Raw genomic sequence first — 15,186 nt, 5'->3', positions numbered from 1 at the left:
GGGCGGCCCCCCTCTGGTATACTGGCGCCCCGACATGGCCATCGGCTTGGGGCGCGACCTTCACCGCCTGGTTCCGGGACGCCGGCTCGTCCTCGGCGGCGTCGAGATTCCGCATCCGCGGGGGCTTCTCGGGCATTCCGACGGGGACGTGGTCCTTCACGCCGTGATCGACGCGCTTCTCGGAGCGGCGGGGCTGGGGGACATCGGGCGGAAGTTTCCGGACACGGATCCCGCCTACAAGGACGTCTCGAGCGAGGCGCTTCTGGCGCGGGTCATGGAGGACATCCGGCCGCGCTGGATCGTGGTGAACGCGGACGTGACGATCGTGGCGGAAGCCCCCCGTCTGGCGCCGCACGCGGCGGCGATGGCGGCGCGGATCGGGCGGGCCCTCGGGACCGACCGCGTGTCGATCAAGGCCAAGACGAACGAAGGGCTGGGCCCCGTGGGGGCCGGGGAGGCGATCGAATGCCTGGCGGTGGTGGAACTGGCGCCGCGGGGATCGCCCTGACGCCATGAAGCTCTACAACAGCTACACGCGGCGGCTCGAAACGTTCGAGCCTCTGGAGCCCGGGCACGTCCGCATGTACAACTGCGGCCCCACCGTCTACGGGGACCAGCACGTGGGCAACTACCGCACGTTCGCCTTCGCGGACGTGCTGCGGCGGTACCTCGAGTACCGGGGGTTCCGCGTCACCCAGATCATGAACATCACCGACGTCGGCCACCTCACCCAGGACGACCTCGAGGCCGGGGAGGACAAGATCGACGTCATGGCCCGGCAGATGGGCTGGACCGCCTGGCAGGTGGCGGAGCACTTCATGAACCGGTTCTTCGAGGACCGGCGGCTTCTGGGGTTCCTCGAGCCCGCCCGCTTCCCGCGCGCGACCGAGCACATCCCCGAGATGATCGCGCTCATCGAAACGCTTCTGGCGCGGGGCTGCGCCTACCGCGTGGGCGGGAACGTCTACTTCGACGTGACGAAGTTCCCCGACTACGGAAAGCTGTCCGGAAACACTCTGGAGAGCCTCAAGGCCGGGGCGCGGGTCGAGATCAATCCCGAGAAGCGCCATCCGGCGGACTTCGCGCTCTGGAAGACGGATCCCCGGCACCTCATGCAGTGGGACAGCCCGTGGGGGCGGGGTTTTCCCGGCTGGCACGTCGAGTGCTCCGCGATGGCCATGAAGTACCTGGGCGAGACGCTCGACATCCACACGGGGGGCGAGGACAACATCTTTCCGCACCACGAGTGCGAGATCGCGCAGAGCGAGGCGGCCACGGGGAAGAAGTTCGTGCGCACCTGGCTGCACGCGCGGCATCTCCTCTGGGAGGGACGGAAGATTTCGAAGTCGCTGGGGAACGTGGTGCTCGTGCGGGATCTTCTGGAGCGGGGGTTCTCCCCTATGGAGATCCGCTACGCCCTCGTCTCGACGCGGTACCGGCAGCAGGTGAATTTCTCGTGGGATCTTTTCAGGGACGCGCGGACGGCGCTCGGCCGGCTTCGGGAGTTCAAGGAGCGTCTTTCGGAGGCGGCGGCTCGGCCGGACTCGGGCGAGGCGCCCGATCTGGCGCGCACGGCCCGGGAGTTCGAGGAGCGGATGGACGACGACCTCGACGTCGCGGGGGCGCTCGGCGTGCTGCACGTTTTCGCGCGCGAGGGAAACCGCGCCCTCGACCGGGGGATGGCCGGAGCTCCCGCGCGCAAGACGCTGGAGGCGCTGGAGCGGTTCGACCGCGTCTTCGGGGTTCTCGGGGCGCCGTCGGGAGCGTCCGGAGACGGCGTTCCCGAGGAGGTGCGGCGCCTGGCCGAGGAGCGCCAGGAGGCCCGCCGGCGGAAGGATTTCGCGGCGGCGGACGCCGCGCGGGAGCGTCTCCGGACGCTCGGCTGGGCGGTCGAGGACGCCAAGGGCGGCGGGTACAAGCTCAAGAGGCTTTGACTCCGCCGGCCGGTTCGGTCTCCGGGTCGGGCGGATCGAGCCCGCCCCGCTTCGGGGGCCGGCCCGGGCGTCCCGCTAGGCGAGGATTTCCTGCACGATGTTGCCGTGGACGTCGGTCAGGCGGAAATCGCGCCCCGCGTGGCGGTACGTCAGCCGCGTGTGGTCCATCCCCAGAAGGTGCAGGATCGTGGCGTGGAAGTCGTGGACGTGGACCTCGTGTTCGGCGACCGTCGCGCCGATGTCGTCGGAAGCGCCGTGGACGATGCCGCCCTTGACGCCGCCGCCGGCCATCCAGGAGGAGAAGACCCCGCCGTGGTGGCCCCGCCCCTTGGGGCCGTCCTCGCCCGGCGTGCGCCCGAACTCGGTGGTCCAGACGACCAGCGTCTCCTCGAGCATCCCGCGCCGCTTGAGGTCGGCCAGGAGCCCCGCGATCGGACGGTCGATCCGCCGGGCGAGCTCCGCGTGGCGGGGGATGTTGTCGTGCTGGTCCCAGTTGTCGGAGGCGCCCGTGTCGATGAGCTCGATGAAGCGGACGCCGCGCTCGACGAGACGCCGCGCCACCAGGCACATCCACCCGAAGTTCTGCGTCTCCCGCTCCTTCAGGCCGTAGAGCTGCAGCGTCTCCTCGGACTCCTTCGACAGATCCAGCGCCTCGGGCGCCTCGGTCTGCATGTGGAAGGCGGTCTCGAAGGAACGCACGCGCGCCTCGAGTTCGGAATCGGCCCCGTGACGGCGCAGATACCGCCCGTCCAGCGCCTGCGCCAGCGCGAGCTCCCGCTCCTGAAGCCCCGGCTCCCGGGTGCGGCGCGCCAGATTCGGGATGGGGTCCGAGCCGGGGACCACCCGCGTTCCCTGATGGTAGGCGGGCAGGAAGTCGTTCGCGTAGACCTGCGTGCCCGCGTAGGGGAGATGCGGCGCGATCACGACGAAGGACGGGAGGTTCCGGTTGTACGTCCCCAGCCCGTAGCTCACCCAGGAGCCCAGGCTCGGCCGGGAGAAGAAGAAGCTTCCCGTGTGGATCGCCAGCGTCGCCTGATAGTGTTCGTTGTCGTCCGACTTCATGGAGTTGATGAGGCAGATGTCGTCCATCCGCTCGCGCAGGTGCGGGAAGATGTCGCTGACCCAGGTGCCGCACCGCCCGCCGCGCCGGAACGGCCACGCGGGCCGCAGGAGCTTTCTCTTGTCCCGCGACAACCCACCCCCGGGAACGAGCACGGTCTTTCCGTCGTCGGCGAAGAGCTTGGGCTTGTAGTCGAAGGTGTCCAGGTGCGACACACCGCCCGTCGAGAAAAGGAAAATGACATGCTTGGCCCGGGCCGGGTAGTGGGGCTTCCGGGGCGCCAGCGGATCGGCCGAACGGGCCTCTTCGGCCAGAAGCTCGCCGAGGATTCCGGGAAGGAGGATCGAGCCGCCCACGAGGGACCGGATCGCCTGCCGCCGCGTCACGCCGCCGTCCGAAGGGGTCGTCATGGCCTCACCGGAGGTAGATGAACTCGCCCGCGCGCAGGAGAACCCGCGCGAAGCTTTCCCAGGCCTGTGGCTCTCCGCCGAGGATCCGCGCGGCCTCCTCGAGATAGCCGCGGGCCGCCTCGCGCTCCTCGGAATCGGGCGGGCGGCCGAAGCAGAGAAGATACGCCCGCTCCAGACGCGCCTCGGTTCCGGCCGCCTCGCGCCGCAGCCGCTCCGCCAGGCGCCCGGCCTGCTCGTGGACAAAGGGGTCGTTGAAGAACCAGAGCGCCTGCAGGGGCGTGGTGCTCGTTCCCCGCAGGGCGGTCGAGGCGCTCGGATCGGCGCCGTCGAACAGACCGAAGAAGGGGTGCCGCCGGATCCGCTGGGTCATGAGGTAGACGCTGCGCCGCGAGGATTCGTAGACTGCGATGAACGGCTTGTGCTGGGTGAAGCCCCACTCCGTCGAGGGCGGAAAGGGATGCGGGCCCCCCGGCGTGCGGTCGAGACCGCCCGAAACCGCCAGGATCGCGTCGCGGATCGCCTCCGCCTCCAGGCGCCGCCGCGGCCAGCGCCAGAGGAGTTCGTTGGCGGGATCGACCGCGACGTTGGCCGGAACGTCGTCTCCGGACATCCGGTACGTCCGCGAGAGGAGGATTCTCCGGTGCATCGCCTTGAAGGAGCCGCCGTCCTCGAGGAACCGGCGGGCCAGCCAGTCCAGAAGCTCCGGGTGCGTCGGGGGCTTGCCCTGCTTGCCGAAGTCGCTCGGCGTCGGAACGAGGCCGCGTCCGAAGTGCCACGTCCAGATCCGGTTGACGATGACGCGCGCCGGCAGCGGGTTGGAGGGATCCGCCAGCCACTCGGCCAGATGGAGACGGCCGCTGCCCTTTTCGGTCTCGGGGACCCGCTTTCCTCCGAAGATCGTCAGGAACCGGCGGGGCACCTCGGCCCCGAGGCGGGCGGGGTCGCCCTTGATATGCACGCGGGCGTTTCCGGCCGGGGGACCTTCGGAGACCGCGTAGGCGGTCTCGAACGGGAGCGGCGTCTTGGGAAGAAGGTCGCGCTCGCGGCGCGCGGCGGCCAGGGCGCGGCCCAGCTCCTCGGCCCGCTCGCGGGCGCGCACGGTTTCGCCGTCGGAGGGAAGGGCGGAATCGGCCGCCGCGCGGTCGACGGCTTTCTTCTCGGCTTCGAGAAGCTTGACCGCCTCCTCCAGCGCCTTGCGGCGCTCCTCGCGCTCGCGCAGGGCGGGCTCCACGACCTCCGGCGGGGCCAGGGGGACGAGATCGCGCTGGTACTGCTGAAGCTCGATGCCCGGCCAGGGGTAGCGGGTGCCGGCGAAGATGCCGTAGAGGCCGTAGTAGTCCTCCTGGCTGATGGGGTCGAACTTGTGATCGTGGCAACGGGCGCAGTTGATGGTCAGGCCGAGGAACGCGCGGCCCAGGTTGTCGATCGTGTCCTCGATCGTGAGGTGCCAGGGGTAGTCGTCCACGCGGGAGCCGAAGCGGCGCGCCAGCGCGAGGTACCCGGTGGCCACGATCTTCGCGCAACGATCCTCCGCGTTCGTCCAGGGAAGAAGGTCCCCGGCGATCTGCTCGCGGAGGAAATCCCGCCAGGGCTTGTCCTGGTTGAACGCCCGGATCACCCAGTCGCGGTACCGGTACATCTGGGGGATCGGGAAGTCGGAGTTGTCTCCGGCGGTGTCGGCGTAGCGCACGACGTCCAGCCAGTGGCGGCCCCAGCGTTCGCCGTAGCGGGGACTGGCCAGAAGCCGCTCGACCACTTTCGCAAAGGCGTCCGGCGAATCGTCCGCCAGGAACGCCTCGATTTCCTCGGGCGTGGGCGGAAGGCCCGTCAGGTCGAACGTCACGCGCCGAAGGAGCGTGCGCTTGTCGGCGTCGGGGCCGGTGCGGAGCCCTTTTTCCTCGAGCTTGGCGAGGATGAAGCGGTCGATGGGGCTTTCCGGCCACGAGGGGTCGCGGACGGCCGGAGGGGACGGATCGGCCAAAGGACGGAAGGCCCAGAAGCGGCGGCCCTCGTCCCAGTCGATGGCGCCCTTGCGCGCGCCGGCGCCGGCGTCCGCGTGGCGCGGGTCGGGGGCGCCGCGGGCGATCCAGGTTTCGAAGTCGCGGACGACCTCGGGGGGAAGCTTGGTCTTGGGGGGCATCTTGAGGTCGGGGTCCGCGTGCTTGATGGCCAGGAGGAGGACGCTTTTCTCCGGATGTCCGGGGACGACGGCCGGTCCGAGGTGGCCGCCGCGGAGGAGGCCCTCGCGGGTGTCGATGTGGAGTCCGCCTTTGACCTTGCCCGCCTGGGCGCTGTGGCAGGAGTAGCAGCGCTCGGCCAGCACGGGGCGGATTTTCTTCTCGAAGAATTCCATGCCCTCGCGGGCGGCGTCCTCCTGGGCGGCGGGGGCCGCCGCCGCGGCGGCGAACGAGAGAAGAAGGACGGCCGGAGCGCGCCCCAGGAACCTGAGCACGGCGATCACCTCCTCGCTAATAATCTGTACACCGAAGCGGCCCGCCGTTTCCACTGAAATTTCAGTGAAATAGCGGACGCGCCTTCTCCTGGAAATCGACCCGGCGGTGCGGTACGTTACAGCCCCTTTTGTCCGGAAGGAGCCGCCGCATGCCGAGGACGCGATATTTCGAGCCGGACGCCGGCCTTCCCTGGAGCGCGTTGCCGGCGGCGGCCTTGCGCGCCGCGCTCAAGGAGGGCTACGGGCGGGACGCCCTTCGGAGCGACGTTCTGGCGGGCCTGGTCGTGGGCGTCGTGGCCCTGCCCCTGGCGATGGCCCTGGCCATCAACGTGGGGGCTCCTCCGCAGCACGGGCTCTACACGGCGATCGTCGCGGGATTCCTCATCGCCCTGCTCGGGGGCTCCCGGACCCAGGTATCCGGCCCGACCGCGGCGTTCGTCGTCATCCTGGCCCCGATCTGCGCCCAGTACGGGATGGGAGGGCTCCTGACCGCGGGGGCCATGGCCGGCGTGATGCTCGCCGCGCTCGGCCTGCTGCGGCTGGGACGCCTCATTCAGTTCGTGCCCCACCCGGTGACGACCGGATTCACGGCGGGCATCGCCGTCGTGATCGCGACCTTTCAGGTGAAGGACTTCTTGGGTCTGCGTCCCGCCCATCTTTCCGACCATTACTTCGAGCGGGTGGCGGAGCTCTGGTCGGCGCGCGGCACGCTGGACCCCTGGGACCTGGCCCTGGGGGCCTTCACGCTGGCGCTTCTGATCGCCTGCCGGCGCTGGGTTCGAACGGTGCCGGCTCCGCTGATCGCCCTTCCGGCGGCGGCCGCGGCGGCGGCGGCGTTGCGCCACTTTTTCCCAGAGGCTTCGGTCGATACCATCGCCGGGCGCTTCCATACGGTCGTCGGCGGCCGCGAGATCGCCGGCATTCCGCAGATCCCTCCGATGCCGGTGCTGCCCTGGACGCTGGGGGGGCCGGGAGGGGCGCCGTTCCGGCTGGATTTCGATACGATCCAGGCCCTCCTTCCCAAGGCGTTCGCGATCGCTCTTCTCGGCGCCGTGGAGTCGCTCCTTTCGGCCGTCGTGGCCGACGGCATGTCGGGCACGCGGCACGACCCGGATGCGGAGCTGGTGGCTCAGGGCCTCGGGAACCTCGTGGCTCCTTTCTTCGGAGGCATTCCGGCGACCGGCGCGATCGCGCGGACGGCGACGAACATCCGGTCCGGGGCGCGTTCCCCCGTGGCCTCCATGGTCCACGCCCTCACGATCCTGGCGGCGGTCCTGGGGCTGGCGCCCCTTCTGGGCTACCTTCCGATGGCTTCCCTGGCGGCGCTCCTGCTTCTGGTGGCCTGGAACATGTCCGAGGCCAAACACTTCCTCCACACGCTGCGGGTGGCGCCGCGCGGGGACGTGGCGGTGCTTCTGGTCTGCTTCGGGCTCACCGTGGCGATCGACATGGTGGTGTCCGTGACGGTGGGGATCGTGCTTGCGGCCCTTCTTTTCATGCAGCGCATGGCTTCCATGACGCGCGCCCGCATCGTCGGAGACGCCGAAGCCGCAGGACCGGTGCCCGTTCCCCCCGGGGTCGTGGTCTACGACATCGCGGGCCCCCTGTTCTTCGGCGCGGCCGAACGGGCGATCGCGGCGCTGGGGATCGTCACCGACCGGGTGCGGGCGATCGTGCTCCGGATGGACCAGGTGCCGTACATGGACGCGACCGGCCTGGTGGCTCTGGAAAGCGCCCTGGAGCGGCTCGAACGCCGGGGGGTGACGCCCATCCTCGCCGGCGTGCAGCGGCAACCCCGCCGGCTCCTGCGCCGCGCGGGCCTGAAAACCCGTTTCCGGACCCTCCGGCTGCGCTCGGACCTCGGGGCGGCCGTGGAGCTGGCCGCCCGGATCGCCGGAGCGGGGGGGACCTCCGGCGGGACGACGCGCCTGCGCCTTCAGGCGCCGCCGAGCCCCGCTTAGCGTCCGGCCAGGGAGAGCCCCAGGAGCGCGGCGAGCGCCCCCCAGGAAACGAGATTCGCCGCCACGTAGGCCGCGACGATCGCCCCGCGGTGCGGGTGGCGGAAGCGCGTGAGCGCGTAGGGGAGAAGCCCGAACGGAATCCAGTCGCGGACGGGCTCTCCGTCGGCCTTCGCCCGCCGCGCGAGGATCGATCCCGCCAGCCACGCCGGGACCGCCGTCAGAAGCGCCACGATCCCGAGGAAAAGCGCCAGCGTCCGGTCCACGTCAGGCGCCCTCCGACGCGGGCGCGGGTCGCCGCACCGCGCGCGCGGCTTCGACCGCCAAAAGCGTCGTCAGTCCCATCAGGAGAATGCACACGACTCCGTTGATCGTCGAAGGGTTCAGCCCGATCGGCCGCCGGAAGGCCTGCACCGCCTGGATTCCGAGCGCCGCGACGGTGACCGCCATCACGAAAAGCATCGGCGCGAAGGTGAACCAGCAGCGCCGCCCCCGGCGCCGGAGCCACACCGTGATCCCGAGCAGCGTCAGCGCCGCCAGGAGCTGATTGGACGTGCCGAAGAGCGTCCAGAATTCCATGTAGGCGGGGGGACGGCCGGGCCGGGGGGGATCGGCCGAGAGGATGAAAAAGAGCGGCACCCCGACCGTCGCCGCCGTGGCCGCGGCCGCCGCCGCGCGCGAACGCCGCCCCGTGAGCTCCTGGAGAATGTACCGCCCCAGCCGCGTGGCCACGTCGAGCGTGTCGAAAACGAACGTCGCGAAGGCGAGCGAGCCGAAGATGAAGGCGAAAAGGAACTGCTCGCGGCCCAGAATCACGGAAAGGAACGAGGCGATGCCCTTGGCGTAGGTGACCGACGGCCCCTCCGGCCGCGCCGCGATCATGACGGTCCCGAGGGCGATGAGCGCCACGAAGGCCTCCAGCAGCATCCCTCCGTATCCCACCGGCCGGCAGTGGGACTCCCGCGCGATCTGCTTGGAGGTCGTCCCCGAACAGACCAGGCCGTGGAATCCCGAGCACGCGCCGCAGGCGATCGTGACGAAAAGAAAGGGAAAAAGAAGCCCCGTGGGGGTCGGCTGCCCCGAAGCGTCCCGCTGCACCCAGCCCTTGAAGGCGTCCTGGCGGACCTCGAATCCGCCGAAGAAGATGCCGAAAACGCCGACCGCCAGCACGATGTAAAGAACGAAGCCTCCCAGATATCCCCGCGGCTGTAGGAGAAGCCACACCGGAAGCAGGGACGCCAGGAAACAGTACCCCAGAATGATCGCCCCCCAGATCCGCGGGGCGGAAGGACCGGACAGGACCAGCCACGTCGAGCACTTCGTGCCCAGCCAGACGACGCCGAGCGTGGCCGGGACGAAAAGGAGCGTCACGAGCCAGAGCGGCGGCGCGAATTTCTTCTGAAGGGCGCCCATCGCGACCGCCAGAAGCAGATAGGCCGTGCTCGAGAAGGCGACCGCCCCGCCCCGCTCGAAGGAAACCTTGACCCCTTCGAGCTCCTCGATCCGGCCCACGAAGCTCTGGGCCGTCACGTCCGTGAACGCCACGATGACGTACACCAGGCAGATCCAGATGAACGCCATGATCGCCGCCCAGGCCCGCGGCCCGAGGTTTTCCCGCACGATCTCGGCGATCGAGCGCGCCTTGTGGCGGACGCTGGCGACGAGGGCGGAAAAATCGTGGACGGCTCCGATGAAGACGACGCCGAGCGTGACCCAGAGGATGCAGGGCAGCCATCCGAACTGGACGCAGGCGAGGATGGGCCCCACGATGGGCCCCGCGGCGGCGATGGCGCTGAAGTGCTGGCCGAGAAGGTAGAACGGGCGCGTCGGCACGAAGTCCACGCCGTCGTTGACCTCCTCGGCGGGCGTGCGGCGCGCGTCGTCCAGGCGGTACTGGGCGGCCACCAGGCGTCCGTAGAGCGCGTACCCGGCCCCGAGCGCCGCCAGGACCAGGATCGCCAGAAGCGGCAGGCTCATGGCGCCCAGTGTAGGTCCCGCGGCGGCGGATGCAAAGTCTTTGCTTCCCGGGCGATTCGGGTATATTCAGGGTTCGTGCCGGCTCCCCGGAAGGGGCGCCCATCGGGAGGAGGCCGCTCATGAGCCTGCGATATCCGGCCCTGGCCGCGCTCGTCTGTTCGCTCGCCGCCTGCCACGACGATCCGGAGATCGTCTTCGTCATTCTCCCGGGGACCCCCGCGGGGCTGACCCTTTCGGCCTGCGGCGGAAACGCCTCGTCCACGGGGGGCATCGACGGCACGGGCGGCGCGGGCGGCCAGATCAGTGGCTACGCCTCGGAAACGCTCAATATCGGCGCGTCGCTTTCGACTCTGAGCGTGCCGCCCGTTCCCAGCGCCCCCACGACGGGAACCACGATCACCTCAGTCAGCTCCAGTGTCAGCCAACCTGGAAATCTCCTTATTACCGGAACCGTTAACATCACCGCCTCCGGGGCCGTCACCATCGAATCGACCAATGGAGATCTCGTGGTGTCCGGAGTCCTGACGGCGCGCGATCCGGGGTCGGGGCCTCCCGATGGCATCACCCTGCGCGCTCCGAACGGGACGGTGTTTGTCTCCGGGACGGTCCGCACCGCGAACACGGACGGCACGTCGGACGGCGATGCCGCCGGGCCGCTCCTCATCGAAGCGCGCCGGATCGTCGTCACCGGCGAGATCGACGCGTCCGGCGAAGCGCACACGGCCGGAGCCGGCGGCGCGGGCGGCTCAGTCACCTGGACGATCCTGCCGGGCGGGGATCACATTTACTTCACCGCGGGATCCGTCAAGACGCCGGGCGGCTCGGGAACGACCTCGGGCGGCGCGGGCGGAAACGTCGCGATGACCGCCGTCAGCAAGCTTTATGTATTCGGGACGGTGACGACCTCGGGCGGCGCGGCCTCCGGCTCGACGACTGTGGCGGGCGGAGACGCGGGATCGGTGACGCTGACCGGTCCCGGCGGCGTGGACGTTTCGACGACGATCACGATGCGGGGCGGTAACGCCACAGCGACCGGCAGCGACGCGACCGGCGGAGATGGGGGAACCTTCACGCTGACGGGGGGATCCCTTCCCGCGCGGGTGTACGGTCTCATCGACACCTCCGGCGGCGCGGCGACGGTGGGCACGACGGGGGCCGTCGGCGGCACGGCCGGCAATGTAAGTCTCGGGACGAGCGGGAATCGTGTCCTGACGCTCGAAACCGGCCGGGGGACGTACTCGACCTGCGGCGGAAACGGGGAAACCGGGACCGGCGTCGGCGGAGCCATCGCGTTCGATACGAACGGGGGGGCCGACGCCTCCGTGCAGGGGAAATTCGACACTCGGGGAGGCTCATCGGTGAACGGAAGCGCCGCCGGCGGCGGAGGAGGCGCCGTCTCGGTGACGAACTCCGGGCCCTTCGGGGACCTCACGTGGAGCGCCGATCTCGACACCCGCGGAGGGACCGGGGAGGGTTCGAGCGCCGGCGGGGTGGCCGGGAATCTCACGGTCTCGGCGAACGGGCGGATCTCCGTCTCCGGCGTTTGGACCTGCGACGGGGGGCCCGCCAACGGGAGCGGCACCGGCGGCGGGGGCGCGGTGCTTTCGATCTCGACCGTTTCTCACGACGTTACGCTCTCCGGCACGATTTCCGCGAAGGGCGGCTCGAGCGCGACCGGCGCCGGCGGCCAGGGCGGCCGGGTCGTGGTCCATTCGGACTCGGACGGCGACGGCGCCGGCGGCGCGATCACGCTGGCGTCGGGCGCGTCGATCGACGTTTCAGGCGGCGACGGCGCCACGGGCGGGAGCGCCCGCAACGACGGTAGCGCCTCCAGCGTCGATTCCTCCTCGGCGGCCGTCGTCTTCGACGCGGATGACGATCTGACGACTTCGACCGACAGCCCCACCGGCGGGATCGTCCAGAACCTCGGGTCGATCGTCGCCCGCGGCGGCGTCGCCGGCGGAAATGGGGGCGATGTCTTTTTCGACGGCCGCGACGCGACCGGCGGCGCGGCGACCAATCCAGCGCCCGGGACCCAGGACCGGGCGGGGAACGGAGCGGGAGCGGCGGGCGACTTCCAGGGAGACTAGATCCATGCGGCGCGGCGCCTTCTTCTGGACGGCGATTCTTTCGGCGGGCTGCGCGGGCGCTCCCGCGCCGAACGGCGGCGTGGAGGGGGGATCGTACGACATCGTCGTCTACGGCGGAACCTCGGCCGGCGTGATCGCCGCCGTCCAGGCGCGCCGGATGGGCCGATCGGTCGCGATCGTCTGTCCGGACAGGCACCTGGGCGGGCTTTCGAGCGGCGGCCTGGGCTTCACGGACACGGGCAACAAGGCGGTCATCGGAGGTCTCGCGCGCGACTTCTACCATCGCGTGTGGCTGCATTACCAGAAGCCGGAAGCCTGGAGGTGGCAGAAGCCCTCGGAGTACGGCAACAAGGGGCAGGGAACACCGGCCATCGACGGCGAACGCCGCACCATGTGGATCTTCGAGCCTCACGTCGCGGAAGCGATCTTCGAGGGCTACGTTAAGGAATACGGGATTCCCGTCTTCCGTGACCGGTGGCTGGACCGCGGGCCGGGAGGCGTCCGGAAGGAGGGCGCGCGGATCGTCGGGTTCCGCACGCTCGACGGGGCCTTCTGGAGCGGCCGGATGTTCATCGACGCCACCTACGAAGGCGACCTCATGGCCGCCGCGGGGGTGAGCTACCACGTGGGCCGCGAGGCCAATTCCGTCTACGGGGAGACCTGGAACGGCAACCAGGTGGGGGTTCTCCACCACGCGCATTTCTTCAAGAAGCCGATTTCGCCGTACGTCGTTCCCGGAAAGCCGGAAAGCGGGCTTCTCCCGCGGATCAGTCCCGATCCGCCGGGCGTGCGGGGGGAAGGGGACCGGCGGGTGCAGGCGTACTGCTATCGGATGTGCCTGACGGACCTCCCGGAAAACCGGATTCCGTTCCCCAAGCCCGAGGGGTACGATCCCCGGCAGTACGAGCTTCTGCTTCGGGTGTTCGAATCGGGATGGCGGGAACTCTTCAACAAGTACGATCCGATCCCGAACCGAAAGACCGACACCAACAACCATGGCCCCTTCAGCACCGACAACATCGGGATGAACTACGACTATCCCGAGGCGTCCTACGAGCGGCGCCGGGAGATTCTCAAGGAGCACGAGACCTACCAGAAGGGGCTCATGTACTTCATGGCCAACGACCCGCGGGTGCCGGAGGACGTCCGGAAGGCGGTATCCCGCTGGGGCCTGGCGAAGGACGAGTTCACGGACAACGGGGGCTGGCCGCACCAGATCTACGTGCGGGAGGCGCGGCGGATGATCGGCGCGTACGTCATGACCGAGCACGATTGTCTGGACCGCAAGGAGACGCCGGACTCCGTGGGGATGGGCTCCTACACGATCGATTCCCACAACGTGCGCCGGTACGTGACGCCCGAAGGGCACGTCCAGAACGAGGGGGACATCGGGGTGCCTTGCCCGCGGCCGTACGAGATCGCGTACGGGGCGCTCACGCCGAAGAAAGCGGAATGCGAAAATCTCCTGGTCCCGGTCTGCGTGTCGAGTTCGCACATCGCGTACGGCTCGATCCGGATGGAGCCGGTGTTCATGATTCTCGGCCAGTCGGCGGCGACGGCGGCGGCGCTGGCGATCGAGGGGGGGATCGCCGTGCAGGATCTGCCGTATGCGCGGCTGCGGGAGCGTCTCCGGGCGGACGGGCAGGTGCTCGAATACGGCCCGCCGAAGCCCCGGGGGATCGTCGTGGACGACGCGCGGGCGACGCTCGTGGGGGACTGGACGCCGAGCCGCGCGCAGGAGCCGTACGTGGGGGAGGGGTACCGGCACGACGGCAACGCGGGAAAGGGCGCCAAGCGCGCGCGGTTCGAGGCGGAGCTTCCGCGCCCGGGCCGCTATGAGGTGCAGGTGGCCTACACGGCCCATCCCAACCGGGCCTCGCGGGTGGCGGTGACGATCGAGCACGCGGGCGGCCGGGCGGAGGCGGCGCTCGACCAGCGGGCGGTTCCGCCGGTGGAGGGGCTTTTCGCGCCGGTGGGGACGTTCGAGTTCGCGGGGGGCCGCGCGGCGGTGGAAATCGCCAACGCCGGGACGGACGGCTATGTGATCGTGGACGCGGTTCGGTGGCTGGAACGCTAGGAGGGGAACGGCCATGAAGCGGATGGGACTGATCGTTGCGGTCGGGCTGCTCGGGGCGTGCGCGGCGGGAGCGCAAGGGGGCCTTTGCGTGGCCGGTCCGGACGGGATCGTGGTGCCGTCGCGGAAAGCGTCGCTCTTCAACGGCAGGGACCTTTCGGGGTGGACGATGGACGTTCCGGCCAAGGACCAGAATCCTTCGGCCCCGGATCCCTTCGTCGTGCGGGACGGGATGCTCGTGAGTCTCGGCGAGCCGCGGGGACACCTCATGACGACCTCGGCCTTCCGGAACTACCGGTTGGAGATCGAGTACCGGTTCCCGAAGAAGGCGGGCAACTGCGGCGTGCTCATCCACTCCTCGACGCCGCGGGCGCTCGGGAAGATGTTCCCCCAGTCGATCGAGGTGCAGATGATGAGCGGGAACGCGGGGGACTTCTGGTGCATCCAGGAGAATATCGAAGTTCCGGACATGGAGAAGCGCCGCCCCCGCAAGGAGGGCCAGAAGTACGGCGGCGGGCCCAACGACGCCCGGCGGATTCTGAACCTGACGGACAACTCCGAGAAGCCCATCGGCGAGTGGAACACGATGGTCATCGAGGCCCGGGACCGGACGGTGAAGGTCTGGGTGAACGGCGACCTCGTCAACGAAGGGTTCAACGCCACGACGGACCGGGGGAAAATCGCGCTTCAGGCCGAAGGCACGGAGGTCGAATTCCGCCGGATCGAGATCGGCCCCCTGCCGTGAGCGTCGCCGGGGGAGGGGTCGGATTCCGGCGGATTCTCACGCCGGCCCCGGCCCGGCGGCCTCAGAGGACGTGCACGGGTAAACGGCCACGATTTCGTGTCCCGCCGAATCCCCCCAGAAATAAAGCCGGGGCCGTTCCCCGGGGCCGGTCAAGGGGCGTGCGGGGCGGCCGCCGCGCGGCGCTCGGCGTCGAAGTACTCGAGGAAGGAGGCGATCCGGGCGGCTTCCGCGGGGGCGATTCCCGCGCCCGCCTTGCGGGCCATCGTGCGCACCTGCGCGGCCCAGCCTCCTTCGGGCACCCGGGCGGCGAAGACGGGATCGAGCGAGTGGCACCGCCCGCAGCGGTCGCGGACGAGCTCGAAGTCGGCCCGGCGCTCCGGGGGGAACTCCTCGAGGGCCCGGCGGATCGTGCGCCCGTCGGGTCCGAACGCGCGATCGAGGGGGTCGCCCGCGGCGCACGCGCCGAGGACGATCGGCACCCCCGTC

Annotated in this window: 11 protein-coding genes; 6 read left to right on the top strand and 5 right to left on the bottom strand. The window is 70.0% G+C overall.

Annotation, left to right across the window (positions count from 1 at the left end; all coding sequences use genetic code 11):
* Positions 1-34: 34 nt before the first annotated feature.
* The gene (gene ispF / locus VNO22_13455; GenBank protein ID HXG62378.1) at positions 35-508 is read left to right on the top strand and encodes a 2-C-methyl-D-erythritol 2,4-cyclodiphosphate synthase; all 474 of its coding nucleotides are present in this window, start codon (positions 35-37) and stop codon (positions 506-508) included.
* Between the two features lie 4 nt (positions 509-512).
* Positions 513-1,934: a cysteine--tRNA ligase gene (gene cysS / locus VNO22_13450; GenBank protein HXG62377.1), complete on the top strand. Its 1,422-nt coding sequence runs from the start codon at positions 513-515 to the stop codon at positions 1,932-1,934.
* 75 nt (positions 1,935-2,009) lie between these two features.
* On the opposite strand, the gene VNO22_13445 is transcribed toward cysS, so the two are convergent.
* Positions 2,010-3,404: a DUF1501 domain-containing protein gene (locus tag VNO22_13445; GenBank protein HXG62376.1), complete on the bottom strand. Its 1,395-nt coding sequence runs from the start codon at positions 3,402-3,404 to the stop codon at positions 2,010-2,012.
* 4 nt (positions 3,405-3,408) lie between these two features.
* Positions 3,409-5,856 carry a PSD1 and planctomycete cytochrome C domain-containing protein gene (locus VNO22_13440; protein HXG62375.1) on the bottom strand — a complete coding sequence of 816 codons (2,448 nt, stop codon included), beginning with the start codon at positions 5,854-5,856 and terminating at the stop codon, positions 3,409-3,411.
* Positions 5,857-6,005: 149 nt separating this feature from the next.
* On the opposite strand from VNO22_13440, the gene dauA reads away from it, so the two are divergent.
* Positions 6,006-7,817, top strand: a complete 1,812-nt coding sequence (dauA, locus tag VNO22_13435) for a C4-dicarboxylic acid transporter DauA (GenBank protein HXG62374.1) — start codon at positions 6,006-6,008, stop codon at positions 7,815-7,817.
* Here dauA and VNO22_13430 read toward each other — a convergent pair.
* The gene (locus tag VNO22_13430; GenBank protein HXG62373.1) at positions 7,814-8,080 is read right to left on the bottom strand and encodes a hypothetical protein; all 267 of its coding nucleotides are present in this window, start codon (positions 8,078-8,080) and stop codon (positions 7,814-7,816) included. The genes dauA and VNO22_13430 overlap by 4 nt on opposite strands.
* A gap of 1 nt (position 8,081) precedes the next feature.
* Positions 8,082-9,791, bottom strand: coding sequence for a carbon starvation CstA family protein (locus VNO22_13425; protein HXG62372.1), 1,710 nt, complete (start codon positions 9,789-9,791; stop codon positions 8,082-8,084).
* A 119-nt stretch (positions 9,792-9,910) separates the two neighbouring features.
* On the opposite strand from VNO22_13425, the gene VNO22_13420 reads away from it, so the two are divergent.
* Genes VNO22_13420 through VNO22_13410 form a run of 3 tightly spaced genes read left to right on the top strand, consistent with a single transcriptional unit; the run spans position 9,911 to position 14,700 of the window.
* Complete coding sequence (locus tag VNO22_13420) at positions 9,911-11,881, top strand: hypothetical protein (protein HXG62371.1); 1,971 nt, start codon at positions 9,911-9,913, stop codon at positions 11,879-11,881.
* Between the two features lie 4 nt (positions 11,882-11,885).
* A complete protein-coding gene (locus tag VNO22_13415; GenBank protein ID HXG62370.1) occupies positions 11,886-13,958 on the top strand; it encodes an FAD-dependent oxidoreductase in 2,073 nt (690 codons plus the stop codon).
* Positions 13,959-13,971: 13 nt separating this feature from the next.
* Positions 13,972-14,700 carry a DUF1080 domain-containing protein gene (locus VNO22_13410; protein ID HXG62369.1) on the top strand — a complete coding sequence of 243 codons (729 nt, stop codon included), beginning with the start codon at positions 13,972-13,974 and terminating at the stop codon, positions 14,698-14,700.
* A 149-nt stretch (positions 14,701-14,849) separates the two neighbouring features.
* Here VNO22_13410 and VNO22_13405 read toward each other — a convergent pair.
* The coding region (locus VNO22_13405; GenBank protein ID HXG62368.1) for a hypothetical protein at positions 14,850-15,186 on the bottom strand (337 nt) is incomplete at its 5' end.

The organism is Planctomycetota bacterium (assembly GCA_035574235.1).
Lineage (GTDB): Bacteria > Planctomycetota > MHYJ01 > MHYJ01 > JACPRB01 > DATLZA01.
The sequence above is the reverse complement of the archived record's forward strand: the minus strand, read 5'-3'. Positions and strand labels throughout refer to the sequence as shown.

Bases quoted from the DNA above. Each gene is read 5' to 3' on its own strand.
- ispF (HXG62378.1), top strand. From the start codon at position 35: ATGGCCATCGGCTTGGGGCGCGACCTTCACCGCCTGGTTCCGGGACGC.
- cysS (HXG62377.1), top strand. From the start codon at position 513: ATGAAGCTCTACAACAGCTACACGCGGCGGCTCGAAACGTTCGAGCCT.
- VNO22_13445 (HXG62376.1), bottom strand. From the start codon at position 3,404: ATGACGACCCCTTCGGACGGCGGCGTGACGCGGCGGCAGGCGATCCGG.
- dauA (HXG62374.1), top strand. From the start codon at position 6,006: ATGCCGAGGACGCGATATTTCGAGCCGGACGCCGGCCTTCCCTGGAGC.
- VNO22_13425 (HXG62372.1), bottom strand. From the start codon at position 9,791: ATGAGCCTGCCGCTTCTGGCGATCCTGGTCCTGGCGGCGCTCGGGGCC.
- VNO22_13420 (HXG62371.1), top strand. From the start codon at position 9,911: ATGAGCCTGCGATATCCGGCCCTGGCCGCGCTCGTCTGTTCGCTCGCC.
- VNO22_13415 (HXG62370.1), top strand. From the start codon at position 11,886: ATGCGGCGCGGCGCCTTCTTCTGGACGGCGATTCTTTCGGCGGGCTGC.
- VNO22_13410 (HXG62369.1), top strand. From the start codon at position 13,972: ATGAAGCGGATGGGACTGATCGTTGCGGTCGGGCTGCTCGGGGCGTGC.